A 22,523-nucleotide genomic window follows, 5' to 3' on the forward strand; every position below is an offset into this window, starting at 1 on the left:
CAGCGAGAGCCGGTTTAGCGGCGGAGGTTTTTTATGATGGACTCAGGTCTTCAGATCCCCGATGGGGTCTTAGCGGTGGTGGAGGGGCTGGTCAATCGCGCCCTGGCCCTGGACCCGGAAGGCGCTGCGGCCTTGGATGAGCTCGCTGGGCGGGTTATCGCGATCGAGGTCAAGGGGTTCGGGACGCGGGTGACGCTCATCCCCGGTCCCGCTCGCATTCAGCTCTTTAGCTTTTATGACACCGAGCCGGATTGTCTGATCCAGGGCTCGCCCTTTGGGTTGTTGCAGCTCGTGTTGTCCAAACGCAAGGAGCACCCCTTGGTAACCGGTGAGGTCGAGATCCAAGGCGATGCGACCCTAGCGCATGCCTTGAGCACGGCACTAGGGCGGCTCGACATTGACTGGGAGGAGCAGTTGGCGCGAGTCATCGGCGATCCCTTCGCCTATCAGGTGGGCAGGAAGATGCGTGCGGTCCAGGGCTGGGCAGGGCGGACAGCTGAGACGGTTGCCGCCAATCTGACCGAGTATCTGCAAGAGGAGCGCCGTCTGCTCCCAAGTCGCTATGAGGTCGAGGAGTTTTTGCATGAGGTCGATGTCTTGCGCGATGACGTCGAACGTCTGGAGGCGCACCTTGACCGTCTCGCTCACCGCTTGCAGGAAACTGGTCGCCGATCATGATGGGTCCTCTCCAGGCATTGCGCCTGTTGCGCATCAACTGGATCTTGCTTCGGCATGGCTTGGATGAGGTCATCCTGGCAACCCATCTGTTTCGCCCGCTGCGCTGGATCAAATATCTGTTACCTTGGCATTGGGTACAACGGGATCTTCCCCCTTATCCAGCGCGCATTCGCAGGGCGTTGGAGGATTTGGGGCCGATATTCGTCAAGTTCGGCCAGATCCTCTCGACGCGGCGCGACCTCTTGCCGGATGACCTGGCCAATGAGCTCGCCAAGCTGCAAGACCGCGTCCCGCCCTTTAGCGGTGAGCTGGCGCGCGCCATCATCGAAAAGGCCTGGGGGCGCCCGATCGAGGAGGTGCTGGATCAATTCGACCCCGTGCCCTTGGCCTCGGCCTCGATCGCCCAGGTCCATACCGGGCGGCTGAAGGACGGGACCGAGGTGGTGGTCAAGGTCCTGCGCCCGGGGATCGAGCGCATCATCCGTCAGGATCTCGCCTTGATGTACACCTTTGCCCGTCTCGCGCAGCGTTATTGGAAGGACGGACGGCGCCTGCGCCCGGTCGAGGTGGTGAGCGAATACGAAAAGACCATCTATGATGAGCTGGACCTGCAACGCGAGGCCGCCAATGCCTCGCAACTGCGGCGCAATTGGCTCAATAGCCAGATGCTCTATATCCCCGAGGTCTATTGGGACTGGACGCGGCCCAATGTGATGGTCATGGAGCGGATCTATGGCACGCCGGTCAGCGAGGTCGAGCAGCTCAAGGCCCAGGGGATCAGCATGAGGCTCTTGGGCGAACGAGGGGTGGAGATCTTTTTTACCCAGGTGTTCCGCGATAACTTTTTCCACGCCGACATGCACCCGGGCAATATCTTTGTCGAACCCTCGGGGCGCTATATCTCGATCGATTTCGGGATCATCGGGACCCTGACGGCCGAGGATCAGCGCTATCTCGCCGAGAACCTGCTCGCCTTTTTCGAGCGCGACTATCGGCGGGTAGCCGAACTCCATGTCGAATCGGGCTGGGTCCCACCGGGCACCCGGGTCGATGAGTTCGAATCGGCGATCCGCACCGTCAGCGAACCCATCTTTGAAAAGCCCCTGGCCGAGATCTCGTTCGGTCATTTCTTGGTACGTCTCTTTCAGACCGCGCGCCGCTTCAATATGGAGATCCAGCCGCAGTTGGTGCTCTTGGAGAAGACCCTGCTCAATATCGAGGGCCTGGGGCGGCAGCTGTATCCCGAGCTCGATCTTTGGACCACGGCCAAGCCCTATATGGAGCGCTGGATGAGGGAGCAGGTGGGTCTAAGGGGGCTTGCCGAACGCACCTGGCGCAATGTCTATTCGATCGCAGATCAGGTCCCTGAGCTGCCCCTAGTGGCCTATCGGATGCTGATGGCCTATGACAAACAATTGCGCCATGCCGAGTTCGAACGCGCCAAACTCCAGCGGGAGGAATCGCCTTCGACCGCGGCCATCGCCTTGCGTGCGATCGGCGGGGCGACGCTCGTCATCTGCGCGACCCTGATCCTGGTGCTCGGGCCTGGACAGTGGCTTCCTGAACACTTGGCCCTGGTACTGATGACCCTGACCTATCTCGTGGGTGGCTGGCTCCTCATCGCCGCGGCGCGTACGGCCTAGGAAAAGGTGTGCGTTGCGTACCCTACAATCGATCAGGTTATAAGCTTAGTCCGGAGATCCGCCATGCTCGTTGATGCCTTTGCCCTGCTCGAACATGCCCGCCGCCATGCCTATGCCATCGGTGCCTATGACGTCATCGATACCGCGATGTTGGAGGGCGTCATCCAAGGGGCGGAGCGCGTTGCCGCCCCGGTGATCCTGAGCCTTGCTGAGGCGCATCTGGACCTCTTCGATGAGGCGGCGCTGATGCGGGCCGTCGTCGATCTGGCGCAACGCACGCCCTTGCCAGTGGCCATCCATTATGACCACGGATCGAGCCTCGAGCGCCTCGAGCGGGCGACGCGCCTGGGCTATACGAGCCTGATGCTCGACGCCTCGCATCTTGTCCTCGAGGAGAATGTCGCCGCTACCCGTGCCGCAGCCGAGCTGGCGCATCGCGCAGGGATGCCACTCGAGGGCGAGCTCGGCTATGTCCCCGGCGAGGAGGGGCGGGATGCCGAGCTCCATCCCGGCGAGATCCGCTATACCGACCCAAAGGAGGCGTGCGACTTCGTCGCTGCGACCGGCTGCGATTGGCTCGCTGTCTCGATCGGGACGGTGCATGGGCGCTTTCGCGGCGAGCCTAAGCTGGATTTTGCGCGATTAGAGGCAGTGCGCCAGGCTGCCGGCGTGCCCCTGGTCATCCACGGCGGCACGGGTCTAAGCGATGAGCAGTTTCGGGTGCTCGTTCGCTCGGGGACCAATAAGATCAACTATTACACCGCCCTGGTCGAGCTCGCTGCCCAGGCCGCGGCCGGTCAGCGGCGGTGGGAGGCGATGCGCAGCGCCGCCGTTTCGGCGATCGCCGCTGAGGTGGCGCGCACCTCGACCCTCTGGGGCGCTGCGGGTCAGGCAGACTCGGCGTGCCGCTTCGCCCCGCCGTTGGTGGCTGTCGAGCATGTGATCTATCACAACTGGACCGGGAACGAGGCCGAACTCCAAGAGATGCAGGCGCGAGGGATCGAGGTCCTGGGGCAGTTGCCCGGGGTTCAGCGCATCCACGCCGGGTACGCTGAGCGCCAGGATGCCCCCTATCGCTATCTCTGGACCATGACGCTCGCCAATCCGCGCGCCATGCAGGCCTTTCGCGAGGACCCGAGACATCAGGATTACGCTAACGCCTATTTTCGGCCTTGGGCGGCAGAGCGCATCACCATCGATTTTTTGCACCTATCCAATCCCGAGTCCCTCTAGGGTAGGAAGGCGCGATAGCGCTTGCATTTTCGGTAGGGTGCGCACTGTGTACCCTACAGGCGCTCGCGTTTTGTGGCATCCTGTTGCCCTCTCACCATCCACTGCGCCGCCAACCCATGTCTGCTGAAAACGTCTTTTTTACGCCGATCGATCGCATCTGCCAGGGGGATGTCGCGACCTGCTGCCCCGATCAACCCCTGATCGAGGTCGCAGAGCTCATGCGGGCGCGCAACATCTCGAGCGTCGTGGTGCAAGAGAGGAAAGAACCCATCGGGATCATCACCGACCGCGATCTGCGCAACAAGGTCGTCGCCGCAGGTCTCGATCCGCGTCAGGTCTTGGCGCGCGAGGTGATGTCAAGCCCGCTGGTGACCATCCGCGAAAATGGGTATCTGTTCGAGGCCCTATATCTGATGAGCCGGCGGCGCATCCATCGGCTGGGGGTGGTCGATGGCGAAGGCCGGTTGCAGGGGATCGTGACAGACACCGATGCCCTGCGTCTGCATAGCCGCTCCCCCCAGCAGTTGATGAAGGCGATCGAGGAGGCCGAGACCCCGGCAGAGCTTGCGACCCTGCGCCGTGAGATGGAACAGTTGGTCTTGCACCTGCACGGCACCGGGGTCGCCACCGCCGATCTCGTCCAGACCGTGGCCCTGCTCAACGACCGGCTCCTGATCCGCCTGATCGAGATCGTACGCGCGGCGCGCTATCCGGATCTCACCGACCGTTTTGCCTTTTTGGTGTTGGGCAGCGAAGGGCGGCGCGAGCAGACCCTGGCGACCGACCAAGACAATGCCATCGTCTATGCCGATGATCTGTCTGAGCCCGAGCTGCGCCAGTTGGAGTCCTTCAGCCTCGATCTGATCGATAACCTGATTGCCACCGGCCTTCCCGCCTGCCCGGGCGGGATCATGGCGAAAAACCCCGAGTGGCGGCGCAGTCTAAGCGAATGGCAGCAGGTACTCGACAAATGGCTGCGTACCCCCACACCCGCCCATATCCTGGCCGGTAGCATGTTTTTTGATCTGCGAACGCTCTACGGCGATCCTCTCCTTGAGCAACATCTTAAAGCCGACATCATCGCCAAGCTGAAGGGCAACAATCTATTTCTGGTACACAGCGCCGCCAATGCCGTGAGCTTTTGCCCGCCGCTGGGTTGGTTCGGGGGCATCAAGGGTGAGCGCCGTGGCCCTTATCGCGGCTGTATCGAGATCAAAAAGGCAGGGGTCTTTGCGATTACCGAAGGGCTGAAGGCTATGGCCCTACAAGCAGGGATCAGCGAGGGTCGCACCCACGAGCGGGTACGCGGTCTGCAACAGGCGGGGATCCTGGAAGGGCGCCAGGCGGAAAGCCTGCTTGCGGCCTTCGATGTCCTCATCGGACTTCGCCTGCGCGCCCAGCTCCTCGCCGTCGAGCGGGGGTCGGTGCCCAACAACTATCTGCCGCTTGCGCATCTCAATCGCATCGAACTCGGGCGACTGCGGCTGGCGCTCGAAGAGGTCAGGCACTTCCAGAATTTCTTGCGCCATCGCTTCCATCTCCATCAGCTCAATCGCTGATGCCTTGCCGATGGGGGTGCATCGCGCACCCTAGGATCGCGCCGATTGTGGAGTGCATCCTGCACCTTACCAACCGCGCAAGGCGCGATAGCGCTCAAGCGCCTCGTCTGTGGGCCCAGCAAAGACCACCCGCCCGTGCTCCATCAGCAATGAATTGGGGCACATGCTGCGCACCAGATCTTCGGAATGCGAAGAGAGCACGATGATCGGGACCTGTTCGGTAAAGCGATCGAGCCGCACCCGTGCCTTATGGAGAAAGGCGGCATCCCCCACGCCGATCCCCTCGTCGAGCAACAGGATATCCGGAACGACCGAGGTCGAAACGGCAAAGGCCAAGCGCATCTGCATCCCTGCCGAATAGGTGCGGATCGGGAGGTTCAAAAACTCCCCGAGCTCGGTGAACTCGGCGATTTCATCCATCATGGCGCGGATCTCTTTGCGCTTGAGCCCCAGGAATAACCCGCGCAGGATGATGTTCTCATAGCCGGTGCTCTCGAGGTTCATCCCGAGCGCGATGTCGAACAGGGGCGCGACCCGGCCTTGGGTCTTTACTCGCCCGCTGTTGGGCTCATAGATCCCAGCCAGCACCCGCAACAGGGTGGTCTTGCCGGCACCATTGTGCCCGATCAGCCCCAACCGATCCCCGTCCTTGAGTCTGAGGCTGACATCCTGCAGCGCCTGGACCACGGGGATGCGTTGCGAGACCGTATCGGCACGGATCGTCCCGCCGGTCGCGCTCTGGATCAGGCGGTTTTTGAGCGATCGATTGGCGGCGCTATAGATGGGGAAAGAGACCCAGACGTTTTCGAGTACCACCGAGGCCATGATCATACCCAATAGGCGATGCGCCAGCGGTAGGCTGAATAGAAGAGCGTGGCCAGCGCCCAACCGCCGAGGGTGACCAGGATCACCGGCAACCAATTGGCTAATGCAGGTGCCTGACCGAGCAGGGGTGCGCGCATGATCTCGACCAGATGATAGAAGGGATTGAGATGCAGCCACAGCGCGCGACCCGGCAGCATCTCAGGTCGCCAGATGACCGGGGTGATGAAAAACAAGAGCTGCATCAGGCTGCTGATGACCAGAGGTACATCGCGAAAGCGGGCGCTCAAGACGCCGAAAAACAACGCCGCCCAAAAGCCGTTGAGCAGAATCGCAAAGAGCGCGACCGGCACCCAGAGTAGATGCCAATCGAGCCTGACCCCAAACCAAAAGGCGACCAGCAAAAAGACCCAGATATTGTGCGCAAATCCGATCAGGGCCGACCACAGGACGCGATAGACATAGATCGACAAAGGGGCATTGAGCTGACGGATCATCCCCTCGGCGAGGATAAAGGCCTGACACCCCTCATTGACCAGGGTGGCAATCAGGTTCCAGATCACAAAGCCTGCAGCAAGAAAGGGCAGGTAGTCATGCAAATCCTGGCCGAAGATCTGGCCATAGAGGAGACCGAGGGCCAAGACCATGATGGCCATCGACAGGGTGATCCAAAAGGGCCCGAGCTTAGAGCGCCGATAGCGCTGCCGGACGTCTTGGAGACCTAAAGTCATCCATAGCTCCCGCTGCGCCCATCCGGCGCGAAGGTCATGCCAGGCGCGTGTGAGCTGAGCGCGGGTCAGCCCATGGTGTAGTTGGACGATGAGTGAGGATTCGCCTGGCTGATGGTCGTTTGACATCTAATAGGGGACGATCCTAGGGACAGGGGGGCGATCTGGGGTGGTGATCTGCGGCGGCTAACTATAGCACGTCGCCGGCTAAGGTTTGCCATAGAGGGCGAGCGGGAAGTATTCGGTGATCAGGATCACCGGGCGGCGGGCGATGATGATTCGATAGGTGCGAAAGACGGCGCTCTCGCCATTTGCCAAGCGGTCCAGACCGATATCCAAGACCTCGCGGTAGCTCTCAAGGCCGCTGTCGCGGATCAACACGCCGATCCCGATCTCGCGGTCGATCAGACGCTGGCGAAAGTCATCGGGGATGAACTCGATGCGGATCAGAGAAAATGCCTCGGCAAAACAGCGACCGCTTTCGCTGCCACGCAATTGGGCGTCGCGCAGCATACAGCGATCACCGCGCTCGATCTCCAGCCAAGGCACTGGCTCAGTGGCTGTTTCTAGACGCTGTTCCAGGGTCTCGACCACCAACGGCTCCCAAAAATAGGCCTCTAGGATCTTGGTCACCGTCCCGTCAGTGGCTAAGAGCGCGCGCAAGAAGGGCGGAAGCTGGCTCAAGGCCAGGCGTTCGCCCGCCAGTCCCGTGATCGCGCCCGCACGGATGAAACCATCGCGTCTGAACGGTAGTTCCTCGGCAGCAAAAGGGTGGCGCCCATAATAACGGTGCATGAATTTGTATCCAGAAAACGATGATATTGATCTTGGCAGCCAGCCGAGACGGTCTAGCAAGGCCCCTGAACCCCAGGCTCAAGGGAGATTAAGCGCTGTCTTTAGAGCAGGCAGGGGCCTTATTTAACGCAGAATCGCGCAAGCGGCAATGTAGTGATCGATCAGGTCAGGAGATGCCATGTGGCGTCTGGGCCAGCAGTGTTGGCAGGTCCGGTATCCTTGGATGGCCAGCGGCGGGCATCGCGTCCACCTAGGGAGGCGAGTCAGGGGAATGGGCGCGGTTTGTTGTAAAGAGTCCGCTGATCAGTATCATTTTGCACTTGATGTATCAGCGGATTTGCTCCAAGCTTTAAGCCGCAAATCGGCCCCGCGTCGAAAAGCGGCAATGCCCATGTCTGGGATCTGAGATCCCAGTGGGGCTGGCCTGGATCCTTAGGTATTCTTTACCATCAACGGATCGCAAGATCCATCACCTCGGAGATGTCGTTATGACCAAGATTGTCAAGATGGCTTCCATTTCGGTCGCTGCTGTTCTGTTGCTCGGGGCCTGCACCACCGATCAGACCGCCCGCGATATGGCTCAGCGCGCCCTGGACACTGCGAACAGCGCCCAGGCCTGCTGCAACGCCAACACCGAGCGTCTGGATCGGATGTATCAGAAGATCATGGGCAAGTGACGCCCTTGACCTGCTGAACGTCGGTGTCCCACTACCTGTGGGACACCGGAGTCCTCTCTGACAGCCCGCTCAACCGCCTTCCAGTCGATGATCACATCCTCGGCATTCGCTATCGATTCGGGGATCACTGAGCGGTAATCCTTACGTACGCTTTTCTCCCCTGTTTGCACCTCGAGATAGAGTTCATCCGCCAGCCAGCCGTATTTGTAGGGCTGATCGATGATTGCTACGGAGGTCTGAACCGGGGTCAAGCCATATAGCTCCTCAATCCCTTCCGGATAGAGCCGGATACAGCCGCCGCTGACCTCCATCCCCAGGCCCCAGGGCTGATTGGTACCATGGATTAGATAATCCGGGTTACTTAGGCGCATCGCATAGCGCCCAAGGGGGTTATCCGGACCCGGTGGGACCTGAGGCGGCAGGATATGTCCACGCGCTGCATGGTTGGCGCGTACCATGGGGCCAGGCGTCCAGACGGGATCCTTCCGCTTTTCGACCACCTGAAAGGTTCCGAGTGGTGTCTCCATGGCCTCCTTGCCAACGGTGATGGCATAGATGCGCACCTCGAGGGGATCGCTCGGTGAATAGTAATACAGCCGCTTTTCGGCACGATTGACCACGATCCCCTGACGCGGCACATTCGGCAGCACATACATGGCCGGCACCAAGACCTGGGTCCCTTCGCCAGGCACCCACATATCGATATTTGGATTGGCCTGGCGCATATCGTCATAGCCCAGGTTGTTTTGGCGGGCGATGTCGAGCAAGGTGTCCTTGGCGCGGGCGGTGAAATAAAACACTGTGCCGACCACCGAATCATTGGGATTTTTGAGCCGGAAGGTTTCGGCCAGGGCAGTGCGGTCGCTGCCCCCACCGAGCAGGACGGCCCCGAGTAAGGTCAACAGCCAGGCGCGGCGCCAATCGGGTTTAAGACCTTTCTTCATCCAATCAAGCTCCTCATTAGGGGTTAAAACAATGCTTCAAGCCTCAGCGATCCGTAATATCGGGATCGCCGCCCATGTCGATGCCGGCAAGACGACGCTCACCGAACGGATACTTTTTTACACCGGAGCCTCCCATCGGATCGGCGAGGTGCATGATGGCACTGCCCACATGGACTATCTGGTCGAGGAACAGCGCCACGGGATCACCATCACCGCGGCGGTGACCCAGGCGCCTTGGCGCAATCATTTGATCCAGATCATCGACACCCCAGGGCATGTCGATTTCTCGATCGAGGTCGAGCGTTCGCTGCGGATCCTGGATGGCTGCATCATCGTTCTAGACGGCGTCCGCGGGGTTGAGCCACAGACTGAGACGGTCTGGCGTCAGCGTGGGCGCTTTGGGTTGCCGGCCCTCTTGTTCATCAACAAGATGGACCGGGAAGGCGCTGATTTTGACCGCTGTCTCGCGTCCGTCAAGCAGCGTCTCGGTTTCGAGCCCGCGCCCATCACGGTCCCCGTGGTGGAAGCGGGGGGCGTTATCCATTTGATCGATGGCACCTTTATTCGTTTCCAGGGGGCGTATGGTGAGCAGGTCGTTGCCGAACCTTGTCCGCCGGATCTATGGGCCAGCCAACAGGCCAAACGCGAATCACTCCTCCTGGCAGCCGCTGAATATAACGAATCCCTCGCCGACCAGATCCTGTCAGGCGACGAACTAAGCCCTGATCAGGTGCGCGCTGCGATCCGTGCCGGTGTGCTCGCCGGTAGGCTCTTTCCCTGCTATGGCGGCAGCGCGTTGCGCAACCTCGGGGTGCAGCCGCTGCTCGATGGGGTGGTCGAGTTTCTACCTGCACCGCTCGACCGCCCCCCTATCATCGCCGAGCATCCCGACGGGACCCCTGAGCCCATTGCCTTGACGGCGGATGGTCCATTGGTGGCGCTGGTCTTTAAGGTCCAGCTCTGGGAAGGGCGGCGCCATGTCTTCGTGCGGATCTATCGCGGGCAACTGAAGGCCGGCGATCCAGTCGAGTTCCTGACCGCCGATGGGCGCATCCTGCGCGAGCAGGTAGCGCGCTTGTTTGAGGTTGATGCCGGCAAACGGAGCCGACGCGATCAGGGCCAGGCTTGCAAGATCCTGCTCTTGAGCGGACTGCGCTGGGCCACGACCGGCGACACCCTTTGCACCCCGGGACAGGTGGTGGCGTTGGAGCGGATTCGCGCCCATGAGCCTGTGCTCGGCATGGCCATCGAGCCTGGCAGCGGGACGGATGAGGAGCGGCTCGTCGAGGCCCTCGACAAGGTCCTACAAGAGGACCCGACCCTGCATCTCGCTGAAGATCCTGAGACCGGTCAGCGGGTGCTCAAAGGCATGGGCGAGCTTCATCTTCAGATCATCCGCGAGCGTCTGGAGCGCGAGTTCGGGGTGAGTCTGCGCATGGGGCGTCCAGCCGTCGCCAGCCGCGAGACCATCAGCCGCAAGGCCCATGCCGAGGCCCTATTTGGCCCGCCGCTATTGCCCGAGGCGCGCCAGCCGCCGCCGATGGCGCGGGCGGCAGTGAGCGTACAGCCGCGCCCGCGTGCTCAGGGCAATCACATCGAGATCCGTCCTTTGATCAAACCCGAGGGCGCCGTCCTGACCGAAGGGCAGCGTGCCGCTATCTCGTCTGCCGTCGCCGAAACCCTCAACGCTGGACCCAGACAAGGTGCCCCCGTGCTCGATGTAGCGGTCCAGGTCGAGGCACTCGAGCTCTTTGGTGCTGCCTCGACCCCGGAAGCGATCGCCGCAGCCGTCAGCCGTGCCCTGCGCAAGGCCCTAGATGAGGCGGGCCCGATCTTATTACAGCCCATCATGCGGTTAGAGGTAGTAGTCCCCGAGCCCAATCTAGGCGCGGTGCTCGGCGATCTCCAGGCGCGGCGCGCCCTCATCCAGGCGACAGAGATCCAGGGGGAGCTGGCAACCATCCGCGCTGAGGCACCGCTTGAACCCCTGCTCGGCTATGCCACCGGACTACGTAGCCTGACCCAGGGGCGCGGTCAGTTCAGCCTTGAGTTTGCGCGGTTTGATACCTGAGCGTTCAGGCGATGATCACGCGATTGCGCCCCTCCTGCTTGGCCAGATAGAGGCCCGTATCCGCGCGTTCGATGAAGGTCTCGGCGCTTTCGCCTGGACGAAAGCGGGTCAGACCGATCGAGACGGTGATGGTCCCGATGGTGTCATGGGTACTCTTGCGTTTGATCTGGAGCGCGGCGATCTGGCAACGGATCTGTTCGGCGAGGGCATGTGCCGCCTCTAGCTCGTCGTTGACGATGACCGCAAACTCCTCCCCGCCATAACGGGCGATGAAGATCCGGTCGCTTTGTAACTTGCCGAGCACACCGCCGACGATCTGCAGCACCCGGTCGCCCATCGGGTGGCCATAGGTATCATTGAGTTTCTTGAAGTAATCGATGTCCAGGAGCAACAGGCAGGTGGTCTCGTTATCTGCGGTCAATGCCTGGGCGATGGCCTCGTCAAAGCCGCGCCGGTTAGGGATCTTGGTCAGCGGATCGATACGGGCGCGGCGCTCGCTTTCGGCCAGCTCGCGTTTGAGCTGCTCGACCTGATCGCTGGCGGCCTTCAGCTTGCTCGCAAAGACCTGATTCAGCTCCTCGAGATCCCGGGTCTCGGTCAAGAGCTTGCCAACCATGGCGCGGATCTGGTGGGGATCGACATCCTGCTCGAAGACCTCGATGGCGCCGCGCAGACTGGCCCCATAGTTGTGCACCCCTTGCAGGTTGCGCGAGACGGCCTGGGCAAGCTGAGCAACCAGGGTGGCGATCAGCTCCTGGGCCTGGGTACTCTGCGGAAGATAATGTTTGACGAAATACTCTAAGAATAACGCCTCGCTTTTGCGCGGATCATAGGAATCCTCATCGGGGAATGCGGCCAACAGTTTGCGGCTCAGTTCAGGATGCGCGTTCTGGACATGCGCATACCAGAGGGCATAGTTGTAAGGGGTTGGCGGGATGCGGCGCTGGACCATCAGGGGTACGGCCATGCGCAGATAGTTCGAGGCTGTGGGTAGATCTTCACGAAAATCGATGATGTCGTCGTTGCCCATCGCTATATCCGAACCGGTGAACGTGCCTATATTTTTCCAAACTCGCCGGCCTAAGTGAGCCCTTGAGTGCCATTGATCGGTCTTTGCGGTAGGTCCTGCTCGACTCGAGCGGTTTTCATGGAGGTCGCTGGTGCGCGGTCATGCTTGCTTGAGCAAGCAGTCAACCGATGACAAGCAGGACAACAAACCGACCGAGTCCGGCAATAGAAGATCCACTATCCATTGCGTTTTGCCCTATATTGAGGAGCGAGACAATGACTGTCAGGTCAATGCAACCGACCGATCCGCTATGTATCTGAACGAAACGCCATCATATAGCACCCTGACAACCCGATGGCGGCAATCCAGGCCCATCAGTCATCGACCTGGATCGCATAAAGCCAAGGCCAGTATTTGCCGGTGATAAAGAGCCGTTGCGTCTCGGGGTCATAGGCGATCCCGTTAAGCACCGCCTCGGGATTGGGGCGTTTGCTTTGGGGATAGAGGTCAGACAGGTCTAGGATCGCGGTCACCCGGCCATCCTTGGGATCGATGCGCAGGATCTGGTCGCTGTACCAGACATTGGCCCAGATCTCGCCCTCGATCCATTCGAGCTCGTTGAGGCGGGTGACCGGTTTGTCACCGGCGCGCACCTGAAGCGAGCGCACGAGCTTGCGGCTTGCGGGCTCGATGAAGCTCAGGGTATCCGTCCCGTCGCTAGCGATCCAATGCACCCCGTCTTGGGTCAGTCCCCAGCCCTCGCGGGGATAGACAAAGCCTTCAAGTGGTTTGAGGTCTGCTGCGTCATAGACGAATCCGCGCTGTTCGCGCCAGGTCAGCTGGATCAAGCGACCATGCCAGTAGGTAATGCCCTCGCCGAAGAACTGGGGGGGGAGACGCACCTCCTGTTCCACCTTTCCGGTCTCGAGGTCTAAGCGGCGGATGGCCGATCGACCATAGAGCCCAGTCCCCTCATAGAGGATGCCATCCACCCAAACCAGTCCTTGGGTGAAGGCCTGGGGGTCATGTGGGTAGGTGGCCAGCAGGCGGTGGCCGACCAGCGGAGGATCGGTTTGAGCAAGGGCAAGTGCACTGAACATCCACAGCACTGCCCCCTGGTACCCTCCGACGAGATAAAGAAGGGATGCCCACTGGCGGATGCCTAGGGAAATACCGGGGAGTCCCTTCATCGCACGACGCATCTGGGGGTGGCGATCCATGAGGTCTTGATACCCAAATGTTTTTAGAGAGGCTCGCCAAGTCCTGCAAGGATACAAGGCCAGTACATCGAGGTCTCGCCGGCGACACCAGCCGTCTCTTGCTGTCTTGATTCATTAGGGGCTGGAGTGCCAGCCTGTGGGCAGGGGTCAGGGGAGAGGGTTTACAGCGTCATCAGCTGTTGCTGCAAGGCGCGGATCTGGTCGCGAATCACGGCGGCCTGTTCAAATTCCAACTCCTTGGCATGCGCGTACATCTGTTTCTCCAGTGCCTTGATGCGCTTGGCAAGCTGCTGTGGGTTGAGCCGGCCATACTCTGCCGCCTGTTCGGCGACCTTGGCATACTCCTGGGCGGGAAGGGGGGCACCGGGGAGATGGGTATCGAGGAGATCAGCGATCGCCTTGCGGATACCCTGGGGGGTGATCCCGCGCGCCTGATTGGCAGCGATCTGTTTGGCGCGGCGGCGCTCGCTCTCGGCGATGGCGCGCGCCATGGACTCGGTGATCTGATCGGCATAGAGGATCGCCTTGCCATTGACATGGCGCGCCGCCCGCCCGATGGTCTGGATCAATGAGTCGGTCGAGCGCAAAAAACCCTCCTTGTCGGCATCCAGGATCGCCACCAGGGAGACCTCAGGGATATCCAGGCCCTCGCGCAAGAGGTTGATCCCGATCAACACATCGAAGACCCCAAGTCTAAGGTCGCGGATGATCTCCACCCGCTCGACGGTGTCGATGTCCGAGTGTAGATAACGCACCCGCACGCCGTGTTCTTCAAGATATTCAGTGAGATCCTCGGCCATGCGCTTGGTCAAGGTAGTCACTAGCACCCGCTCCTGGGCGGCTACGCGTTCCCTGATCTCAGAGAGCAGGTCGTCGACCTGGGTGCGGGCAGGACGCACCTCGACCTCGGGATCGACCAGACCCGTGGGTCGGACCACCTGTTCGATGACGGCGCCTGAGTATTCGATCTCGAAGGCCCGCGGGGTGGCCGAGACATAGATGGTCTGGGGCTGGCGCGCCTGGAACTCTTCGAATTTGAGCGGTCGATTATCGAGGGCCGAGGGCAGGCGAAAGCCGTATTCGACGAGGGTCTCCTTGCGCGAGCGGTCCCCCCGATACATCCCGCCGAGCTGGGGGACGGTCACATGGCTTTCGTCGATGATCAGGAGGGCATCGGGCGGCAGATAGTCATAGAGGGTCGGCGGCGGCTCACCCGGCTGGCGGCCCGAGAGATAGCGGCTGTAGTTCTCGATCCCCTGGCAATAGCCGACCTCGATCATCATCTCGAGGTCGAACAGGGTGCGCTGCTCGAGCCTCTGTGCCTCGACGAGCTTACCTTGGGCGCGCAATTGACCTAGGCGCTCGCGTAGCTCCTCCTTGATCGCCTCGACCGCCGCCACGATCGTCTCGCGCGGGGTGGCATAGTGGGTCTTGGGAAAGACCGTATAGCGCGCGACCTGACGCTTGACCTCACCAGTCAGGGGGTCAAAGAGGCTTAAAGACTCGATCTCGTCGTCAAAGAGTGTCACCCGCACGGCCTCGGTCTCGGACTCAGCGGGATGGATATCGATCACGTCACCGCGCACCCGATAGGTCCCACGCGCCAGTTCAAATTCATTGCGGGTATATTGCAGCTCGGCAAGCCTCCTTAAGATCGCGCGCTGATCGATGCGGTCACTGCGCTTGAGGATCAGGACCATCTTGAGATAGAGCTCGGGGTCGCCCAGGCCATAGATGGATGAGACCGTGGCCACGATCACCACATCGCGCCGCTCAAGCAGCGCCTTGGTCGCCGACAGGCGCATCTGCTCGATGTGCTCGTTGATCGAGGCATCCTTCTCGATATAGGTATCGGTCGCGGGGACATAGGCCTCGGGCTGATAGTAGTCGTAATAGGAGACGAAATACTCGACGGCGTTGTGGGGAAAAAAGGCGCGCATCTCGCTATAGAGTTGCGCGGCTAGGGTCTTGTTGGGGGCGAGGATCAAGGTTGGGCGCTCGAGCTCAGCGATCACATTGGCTATGGTGAAGGTCTTGCCCGAACCGGTGACCCCCAGCAAGGTCAAGGCCTGCGCACCGGCGCGCAGTCCATCGACCAAGCGGCGGATCGCCTCCGGCTGGTCACCGGCGGGTTGAAAGGGGCTGGCAAGGGTAAAGGTGCGGCTCATGGGTGCGAACGCCGTATTCGATCGCTTGCGTTTCATGGTCGATGGTTCTGGATTCGGCGGTCGATCCGCTATCATTTGCCTTCAAACTTGAATCCTAAAGCCCTGCGACCATCCAGAGATCCGACATCCATGACCATCAAGCTCGCCGCCCGCGTCCAGTCTGTCAAGCCATCCGCAACCCTCGCCATCACCGCCCGCGCTGCCGAGCTGCGCGCTGCGGGGCGCGATGTCATCGGGCTTGGCGCCGGCGAACCCGACTTCGACACCCCCGACCATATCAAGGCAGCAGCCATCCGCGCCATCGAATCTGGATTTACCAAATACACCGCCGTCGACGGGACCCCTGAGCTCAAACGCGCCATCATCAACAAGTTCAAGCGCGAGAACAACCTGGACTATACCCCAGACCAGATCCTGGTCTCCTGCGGCGGCAAACAGAGCTTTTTTAATCTCGCCCAGGCCTTGCTCGATCCGGGCGATGAGGTGATCATCCCTGCGCCCTACTGGGTCTCTTACCCGGATATGGTGCTCCTCGCGGGCGGGGCGCCGGTCTTCATCCAGACCACGGCAGCGCACTCTTTTAAGATCACCCCTGCCCAACTAAGGGGCGCGATCACCGGCAAGACTCGGCTAGTGGTCATCAACAGCCCTTCTAATCCGACCGGGATGGCATATACCGCCGATGAGCTGGCAGCGCTTGGTGAGATCTTGCGCGATTTCCCCAAGGTCGTCATCGCCACCGACGATATGTATGAACATATCCGTTGGAGCCAGGCGCCCTTCGTCAACATCCTCAATGTCTGTCCAGATCTCACCCCGCGCACCTTGGTTTTGAATGGCGTCTCCAAGGCCTATGCCATGACTGGTTGGCGCATCGGTTATGCTGGAGGCCCAGCCGAGATCATCAAGGCGATGAAGAAGGTCCAGTCGCAGAGCACCTCGAACCCAACTTCAATCTCCCAGGTCGCTGCCCAAGCGGCCCTTGAGGGTCCGCAAGAGTGTATCGGGGTCATGGTCAAGGCATTTATGGAGCGGCATGATCTCGTCGTCGAGCGTTTGAATCAGATCCCCGGCATCGAGTGCCTGCCGACCGATGGGACCTTCTATGTCTTTCCCCGCGTCCAGGGTCTGATCGAGCGTCTGGGCTTACACAACGACCTGGAGCTCTCCGAATATCTGCTCGCTCGGGCCAATGTCGCCGTCGTGCCTGGTTCGGCATTCGGGATGGGCGGACACCTGCGTCTCTCAATTGCTACCAGTCGAGAAAGGCTCGAGCAGGCCCTGGAGCGCATCGCTGGGGCAGTCGGTGACTAACGACCGGGCGATCAGCTGGTGGGGGGATCTGGCAGCGGTATGGTCCTTGACCCAAGGCCTTCTAAACTATAAAATCTCACATTCGTGATCTTCCCCGGTAGCTCAGTCGGTAGAGCGGGTGACTGTTAATCACTAGGTCGGCGGTTCGAGCCCGTCCCGGGGAGCCAGAATATACAAAAGGCAGAACTTCTCTTGTGAGTAGTTCTGCCTTTTTTGTTTCCAAGGGGATGGTGTAGTCAATGACCACCTGGGGCGGGTTCACCTCGATGCGCTTCACGAAGGAGCGGAGGAAGGACTTTTGCTCCACGATGGAGCCTTTGCTAAGCAGGGCCTTCAGGTCATCCACATACGCCTTTACCCGTCTTGCGCGAAAAGCCCCGCCGTTCAGGGCGGGGATGGATAGCGCCCGCTGTCGTCGCGTTTTCCGCTTAGGTTGGCGTCTGCTGCTGTTCGATGTATTGGCGCACGATGGAAATTGGTGCGCCGCCACAACTTGAGGCGAAGTAGGACGGCGACCACAGCACGCCCTTCCAGTAGTGTTTCTGGATGTCGGGTTGTTCCTTGCGCAGCAGGCGGCTGGATGCGCCTTTGAGGCTGTTCACGAGGCTGGAGACGGCAACCTTGGGCGGGTACTCTACCAACAGGTGGACATGATCGTCCTCGCCGTCCATCTTGATCAGTTGTGCTTCAAAATCCGTGCAGACGTTGGTGAAGATCGTTCGCAGTTGTGCGATGGCATCGCCGTTGAACACATTGCGGCGATGGTCATCGACCAAGAGACTGATTGAGCTATGCAACGGCTTCAAGCCTTCAAATTTGAGTTGAAGCCCAACGGCGATCAGGCGCGCGACCTGCGCCGCTTCGCGGGGTCGTGCCGCTTCGTCTACAACCGGGCGCTGGCGTTGCAACAGGAGCGGTACGCGACCGGCGAAAAGAAGCTTGGCTATTTTGGACTGAGCAAGCTACTTACCGAGTGGCGCAACAGCACGGAGACGGCGTGGCTGGCTGATGTCCCGGTTCATCCCTTGCGGCAGTCTCTCAAGGATCTGGACCAGGCCTACGCCAACTTTTTCGCCAAGCGCGCGGACGCGCCGCGCTTCAAGAAGAAAGGGCAATCCGACAGTTTCCGTTACTCCGATTCGGAAAAAATCAAACTCGACCAGGCCAACAGCCGTATCTTCCTGCCGAAACTTGGCTGGCTGAGGTATCGCAACAGCCGTGAGGTGCTTGGCGTGGTGAAGAACGTCACCGTGAGCCAGTCCGGCGGCAAGTGGTTCGTGAGTATCCAGACCGAGCGCGAGGTAGAGCGGCCCATCCCGCAGGGTGGCGCAGTTGGCATCGACATGGGCATTGTCCGCTTCGCCACCTTGAGCGACGGGACGGTCTACGCCCCGCTCAATAGTTTCAAGCGGCATGAGACGCGCTTGCGCAAGGCGCAACAGGCGCTCTCCCGCAAGGTGAAATTCAGCAACAACTGGAAGAAGGCGAAAGCCAGAGTCCAGCGCATTCATTCCCGCATCCGTAATGCCCGCCGCGACTTCCTACATAAGACCTCGACCGCGATCAGCAAAAACCACGCGATGGTGTGTATCGAGGACTTGCAGGTAGGGAACATGACCAAGTCGGCGGCTGGGACAATCGCACAGCCGGGCAGAAACGTTCGGGGCAAGGCTGGCCTAAACAAGTCCATTCTCGACCAGGGCTGGTTTGAGTTTCGCCGGCAACTGGACTACAAGCTGGCATGGCGGGGTGGCTGGCTCATTGCCGTGCCGCCGCAGAACACAAGCCGCACCTGCCCGTGCTGCGGCCATGTGTCGGCGGACAACCGCCAGACGCAAGATCGGTTCGAGTGCGTGGAATGCGGTTTTGAGGAAAACGCCGATGTGGTCGGCGCGATCAATGTGCTAAGGGCGGGACACGCCCGGCTCGCCTGTGAAGTGAGCCCCGCAGGGGGCCAGCAGCAGGAACCCACCGAAGCGACTCAATCCGGCTCGATGTCGGATTGAACGCCGTTGGAATCCCCGGCCTTCAGGCCGGGGAGGATGTCAATGGGCCAACCACGACCAGTACTACGTCAAGACCGGCGAGTATTTCACCGACTATACCTATCAGGCGCCCAACGGCGTGACCGTGCATTTCAAACTCCGGCAAGCCGATGTGGAGCAGAATAACGTCAAGGGTGAAAAGTGCTTCTTCCTGCCCGTGCTGGGCGGCATTGCCTGGGACGAGGCGGCCCGGAGGCTCACCATCCCATTTGAGTACCGTCCGCTGACCGAGCAAGAAGTCATCGCCTACGGCCAGAAGAATCAGCAGGAAGCCATCCTCGCCAAAGCGGTCGTCGAGATTCCGAAGCGCGTCCAGGCCGCCGAGGTGCAGTATGCGCAAGGATGACCGTGTCCGTCTGACGCTGGACGCGCTGACCCGCGAGCGCCACAAGACCGAAAAGGGCGAGACCGTCACCTACCTGGAGCACCACCTGCGCCAGTACACCCGCCGCAACACATCCGACTTTTTCATTCACAAGGACCTTAAGGGTTTCCTTTCCCGCGAGCTGGACTTTTACCTCAAGAACGAAGTGCTCAACCTGGAGGAAATGGAAGCCGCAGGCGAAGACCTGGCCGATGGTTGGTTCCAACTCCTGCGCCTCATTAAGCGCATCGGCCTAAAAATCATCGAGTTTCCGGCGCAGATCGAGGACTTTCAGAAGGCGCTGTGGGAGAAGAAAAAGTTTGTCACCGAGACCTTTTACGTGGTCACCGTCGGCAAAATACGCGAAGCCTTTTATCCGGAAATCGCCGCAAATGATGCGCAATGGGCGGAGTGGCGAACGCTTCTGCATGTGGACGAAGCGCAATCCGACCTCTTCACGGCAGGCGCAAACAAGGAAGAGAAACGCCTGGCGTATCTCAAAGCCCACCCCACCTTGGTGCTGGACACGCGCCACTTTACGCCGGAGTTTACCGACCGTCTGCTGGCATCCTTTGACGACCTGGACGAGATGACCGACGGCCTGCTGGTGCATTCCGAAAACTGGCAGGCGCTGCAATATCTTGCAGGAAAAGTACCGTGAGAGGGTGAAGTGCATCTACATTGACCCGCCGTATAACACGGGGAGCGATGAGTTTCTCCACAAGGATAGTTACCAGCACTCCTGTTGGCTCAGTATGATGTCTCAACGCCTTTGGCTATCATCAAGTTATGCCGCTTCCTTCAGGCCAATAACGTTGTCAAATCGGCGTATCGGAAGTAATGTCCCGTTGCGCTTTGAAACAAACAATTTCATACGTGAAGGTGGACTAAATGCCACAATTTTCGATTGACGAAATCTTCCGCGGTCTTAATACAAAACACCGTTTGACGCTGTTCAAACCAGAAGATGTTCAATGGATTGAAACACAGATTTTTGAGAAGAACGGCAAGCTGTATCTCAAATGCCTTGCCAGCGACAAAGACCGCACCGCCAAACCAGAAGAAATCGTCAGGCAATTGTGGATAAAGAAACTATTAGAAGAATATCACTATACAAAATCACGAATCAGGGTTGAATATGCTGTCTGGTTCGGTTCAGGGGTGAGCGACAAAAGCGCCGATTTTGCCATCATGCAAAACGATGGTGAACATCCCTATATCATTTTTGAGGTCAAGAAACTTAAACGCAAAGATGGACTCCAGCAACTAAAATCATATTGCAATGCCGAAGGTTCTCCTATCGGCGTGTGGTCAAATGGTGAAGAATTAGTTGTTCTTCATCGTGAAGAACACAACGTTTTTCTCAAATCTCATCTATTCCAACTGCTAACCAAAGCCTTCAAGACGTTATCACCGAGCAATGGACAATTGACAAGCTCGCAAAAGAAAACCGTTTGGTCAAAGAGCGTTTATCGCTTAAGAAAATCATCCTTGACCTTGAATACATTGTTTTAGCTAATGCGGAAGGCGTTGACGATTCCTTTGAAGAAGTCTTTAAACTGATTTATGCAAAACTTTTTGACGAATGGACAGCGGCAAATGACCGCACGCGCAATCGTAGGGTTCATTTTCGCATTTACGGCGAATCTCCGCGTGAACTCTATGACAAGATCAACGGCCTTTTCAATCAGGCAAAGGACAAATGGCGCGGCATCTTTGGTCGTGATGAAAATATCCGCCTTAAGCCAGAGCATCTTTATACATGCGTTTCTTTTTTACAGAATATAAAATTATTCAATTCTAATTTGCAGGTGATTGATGAAGCCTTTGAATACCTGATTATTCAGGTCGCTAAAGGTAAGAAAGGACAGTATTTCATGCCGCGCTGGGTAATTGATATGTGCGTGAAAATGCTCAACCCCAAAATTCACGAGCGAGTGATTGATACGGCCTGCGGTTCAGCAGGTTTTACCGTTCATTCTATATTTTGGGTAGCTGGCAAAAAATTTACAACAAATGGCTTGCCGCCCGCTGTTACCGAATATGTAAGAACAATGGTCTATGCGATTGACTCAAGTCCCAAAGCCGTGAAAATCGCTAAAACCCTTAACCTGATTGCGGGCGACGGGAAATCGAATGTGTATGAATTGAACAGTCTCAACCCGCCAAAATGGAGCGATGAAGGCAAGGCAGCGTTTCGTCCGCTTTTGACACGGTTTGAAGATCGCAACCAAGACGAAGCCAATCAGCGCGATTTTCAGTTTTTCGATTTTGATATTCTGATGGCCAATCCGCCATTTTCGGGCGGCATTAGCGAACGCGAAATTCTGCGCCAGTACCGACTGGCTGAGCGGAATGGACACACCGTTTCCAAAATCGGGCGAGATATTCTGTTTATCGAGCGCAATCTGAATTTTCTGAAACCAGGTGGGCGCATGGCGATTGTTCTGCCACAAGGTAGATTGAACAACACGAACGATTTATTCATCCGTAACTTCTTGTTTAGCAAAGCCCGCATTCTGGCAGTTGTGGGATTACATGGTAACACCTTTAAGCCGCACACAAGCACAAAGACCAGTGTTGTCTTTTTGCAAAAGTATACTGATGAAGAACTGGCACACATCCGCGAAGTGCAAAATCGCCACGCTGATGAATGGGGTAACCACCTGCAAGAAGTCGCGGTTTTAAGCGACAAACTCGAACTTGCCGAAGATGATTTGCTGCCTCTCTTGCTTTCGTTCCTGCAAGCGGAATTTGAAGAAGCCGAAGCAACTGACTTGGAGCGCAGCGAAGGCGAGACTGACGAAGAGAATGCACAAGCCGAAAGTGATGACGAACTCGCTGAGCGTATCGAGAACCTTCAGGCACAGTTAGACGAAATGCCGCTGCGCGCCAAAGGCAAAACTGCGCTCAAACGCGCACTAGCGGAAGCTCGACGCAAACTGGCGTCGCGCACGCTCAAAGGACAAGTGGAATACCTGCGTCAAGACGAGAGACTACTCGCCCGTTATCGAGAAGCATGGCTGGCGGAAAAAGCCGCTGAAGAACTGGACTATCCGATTTTCTTTGCTGTGTCTGAAAAAGGTGGCAAGGACAACAGCGGTGAACCGATTTATAAGAAAGACGCCAACGGCGAACTTATGCTCGATGAACACGGGCATTTGATTGTGGATCATGACCTTGACGAAATTGCCGAAGCGTTTGTTGATTTTGCAAAAGAACAAGGGTTTGATTTTTTGGTGGAAGGGTAAGC

Annotated in this window: 20 protein-coding genes and 1 tRNA gene; 13 read left to right on the top strand and 8 right to left on the bottom strand. The window is 58.8% G+C overall.

The annotated features are described in order from the left end of the window. The first annotated feature begins 33 nt into the window (after positions 1-33). From GWK36_RS00410 to GWK36_RS00425, 4 genes are all read left to right on the top strand, one after another. Positions 34-678, top strand: coding sequence for a ubiquinone biosynthesis accessory factor UbiJ (locus GWK36_RS00410; RefSeq protein WP_343033126.1), 645 nt, complete (start codon positions 34-36; stop codon positions 676-678). Continuing rightward, positions 675-2,321 (top strand): ubiquinone biosynthesis regulatory protein kinase UbiB, encoded by a 1,647-nt coding sequence (gene ubiB, locus GWK36_RS00415; protein ID WP_166269131.1) that lies wholly within the window; start codon positions 675-677, stop codon positions 2,319-2,321. The genes GWK36_RS00410 and ubiB overlap by 4 nt, the downstream gene beginning before the upstream one ends. A gap of 63 nt (positions 2,322-2,384) precedes the next feature. Continuing rightward, complete coding sequence (locus tag GWK36_RS00420) at positions 2,385-3,554, top strand: class II fructose-bisphosphate aldolase (RefSeq protein WP_166269133.1); 1,170 nt, start codon at positions 2,385-2,387, stop codon at positions 3,552-3,554. Between the two features lie 116 nt (positions 3,555-3,670). Next, positions 3,671-5,113: a DUF294 nucleotidyltransferase-like domain-containing protein gene (locus tag GWK36_RS00425; RefSeq protein ID WP_166269135.1), complete on the top strand. Its 1,443-nt coding sequence runs from the start codon at positions 3,671-3,673 to the stop codon at positions 5,111-5,113. A 66-nt stretch (positions 5,114-5,179) separates the two neighbouring features. Here GWK36_RS00425 and GWK36_RS00430 read toward each other — a convergent pair whose 3' ends face one another. From GWK36_RS00430 to GWK36_RS00440, 3 genes are all read right to left on the bottom strand, one after another. Further along, the gene (locus GWK36_RS00430) at positions 5,180-5,938 is read right to left on the bottom strand and encodes an ABC transporter ATP-binding protein (protein ID WP_166269137.1); all 759 of its coding nucleotides are present in this window, start codon (positions 5,936-5,938) and stop codon (positions 5,180-5,182) included. Positions 5,939-5,940: 2 nt separating this feature from the next. Next, the gene (locus GWK36_RS00435; RefSeq protein WP_166269139.1) at positions 5,941-6,792 is read right to left on the bottom strand and encodes an ABC transporter permease; all 852 of its coding nucleotides are present in this window, start codon (positions 6,790-6,792) and stop codon (positions 5,941-5,943) included. A 78-nt stretch (positions 6,793-6,870) separates the two neighbouring features. Next, the gene (locus GWK36_RS00440) at positions 6,871-7,458 is read right to left on the bottom strand and encodes a chorismate--pyruvate lyase family protein (RefSeq protein WP_166269141.1); all 588 of its coding nucleotides are present in this window, start codon (positions 7,456-7,458) and stop codon (positions 6,871-6,873) included. 488 nt (positions 7,459-7,946) lie between these two features. Between GWK36_RS00440 and GWK36_RS00445 the strand changes: the two genes are divergently transcribed. Then, positions 7,947-8,135 (top strand): alanine-zipper protein, encoded by a 189-nt coding sequence (locus GWK36_RS00445; protein WP_166269143.1) that lies wholly within the window; start codon positions 7,947-7,949, stop codon positions 8,133-8,135. On the opposite strand, the gene GWK36_RS00450 is transcribed toward GWK36_RS00445, so the two are convergent. Next, positions 8,114-9,079 (bottom strand): L,D-transpeptidase family protein, encoded by a 966-nt coding sequence (locus GWK36_RS00450; RefSeq protein ID WP_166269145.1) that lies wholly within the window; start codon positions 9,077-9,079, stop codon positions 8,114-8,116. The genes GWK36_RS00445 and GWK36_RS00450 overlap by 22 nt on opposite strands. Before the next feature lie 31 nt (positions 9,080-9,110). Between GWK36_RS00450 and GWK36_RS00455 the strand changes: the two genes are divergently transcribed. Next, positions 9,111-11,150 carry an elongation factor G gene (locus GWK36_RS00455; RefSeq protein WP_166269147.1) on the top strand — a complete coding sequence of 680 codons (2,040 nt, stop codon included), beginning with the start codon at positions 9,111-9,113 and terminating at the stop codon, positions 11,148-11,150. Positions 11,151-11,154: 4 nt separating this feature from the next. Here GWK36_RS00455 and GWK36_RS00460 read toward each other — a convergent pair whose 3' ends face one another. The 3 genes from GWK36_RS00460 to uvrB form a co-directional block, all read right to left on the bottom strand. Beyond that, positions 11,155-12,180: a GGDEF domain-containing protein gene (locus tag GWK36_RS00460; RefSeq protein ID WP_166269149.1), complete on the bottom strand. Its 1,026-nt coding sequence runs from the start codon at positions 12,178-12,180 to the stop codon at positions 11,155-11,157. A 353-nt stretch (positions 12,181-12,533) separates the two neighbouring features. Beyond that, entirely contained in the window at positions 12,534-13,349 is an 816-nt protein-coding gene (locus GWK36_RS00465) for a glutaminyl-peptide cyclotransferase (RefSeq protein WP_246237603.1), read from the bottom strand. 191 nt (positions 13,350-13,540) lie between these two features. Then, positions 13,541-15,547, bottom strand: a complete 2,007-nt coding sequence (gene uvrB, locus GWK36_RS00470; RefSeq protein ID WP_166272276.1) for an excinuclease ABC subunit UvrB — start codon at positions 15,545-15,547, stop codon at positions 13,541-13,543. A gap of 129 nt (positions 15,548-15,676) precedes the next feature. Between uvrB and GWK36_RS00475 the strand changes: the two genes are divergently transcribed. Both GWK36_RS00475 and GWK36_RS00480 read left to right on the top strand, forming a co-directional pair. Beyond that, entirely contained in the window at positions 15,677-16,861 is a 1,185-nt protein-coding gene (locus tag GWK36_RS00475) for a pyridoxal phosphate-dependent aminotransferase (protein ID WP_166269151.1), read from the top strand. A gap of 91 nt (positions 16,862-16,952) precedes the next feature. Continuing rightward, positions 16,953-17,028, top strand: a tRNA-Asn gene (locus GWK36_RS00480). A gap of 261 nt (positions 17,029-17,289) precedes the next feature. Here GWK36_RS00480 and tnpA read toward each other — a convergent pair. Then, complete coding sequence (tnpA, locus tag GWK36_RS00485; RefSeq protein ID WP_246237602.1) at positions 17,290-17,667, bottom strand: IS200/IS605 family transposase; 378 nt, start codon at positions 17,665-17,667, stop codon at positions 17,290-17,292. Here tnpA and GWK36_RS00490 point away from each other — a divergent pair. The 5 genes from GWK36_RS00490 (at position 17,653) to GWK36_RS00505 (ending at position 22,521) form a co-directional block, all read left to right on the top strand. Continuing rightward, positions 17,653-18,867 (top strand): RNA-guided endonuclease InsQ/TnpB family protein, encoded by a 1,215-nt coding sequence (locus GWK36_RS00490; RefSeq protein WP_166269153.1) that lies wholly within the window; start codon positions 17,653-17,655, stop codon positions 18,865-18,867. The two genes, tnpA and GWK36_RS00490, sit on opposite strands and share 15 nt — an antisense overlap. A 118-nt stretch (positions 18,868-18,985) precedes the next feature. Beyond that, on the top strand, positions 18,986-19,252 hold the full coding sequence (locus GWK36_RS14625; protein ID WP_210756800.1) for a hypothetical protein: 267 nt from the start codon (positions 18,986-18,988) through the stop codon (positions 19,250-19,252). After that, positions 19,239-19,931, top strand: coding sequence for a hypothetical protein (locus GWK36_RS14630; protein ID WP_210756801.1), 693 nt, complete (start codon positions 19,239-19,241; stop codon positions 19,929-19,931). Before GWK36_RS14625 ends, GWK36_RS14630 begins: the two co-directional genes overlap by 14 nt. Positions 19,932-20,161: 230 nt before the next feature. Continuing rightward, positions 20,162-20,785: a type I restriction enzyme HsdR N-terminal domain-containing protein gene (locus GWK36_RS00500; RefSeq protein ID WP_166269155.1), complete on the top strand. Its 624-nt coding sequence runs from the start codon at positions 20,162-20,164 to the stop codon at positions 20,783-20,785. After that, on the top strand, positions 20,725-22,521 hold the full coding sequence (locus GWK36_RS00505; RefSeq protein WP_166269157.1) for an HsdM family class I SAM-dependent methyltransferase: 1,797 nt from the start codon (positions 20,725-20,727) through the stop codon (positions 22,519-22,521). The genes GWK36_RS00500 and GWK36_RS00505 overlap by 61 nt, the downstream gene beginning before the upstream one ends. Positions 22,522-22,523: the final 2 nt, after the last annotated feature.

It is taken from the genome of Caldichromatium japonicum (assembly GCF_011290485.1).
Lineage (GTDB): Bacteria > Pseudomonadota > Gammaproteobacteria > Chromatiales > Chromatiaceae > Thermochromatium > Thermochromatium japonicum.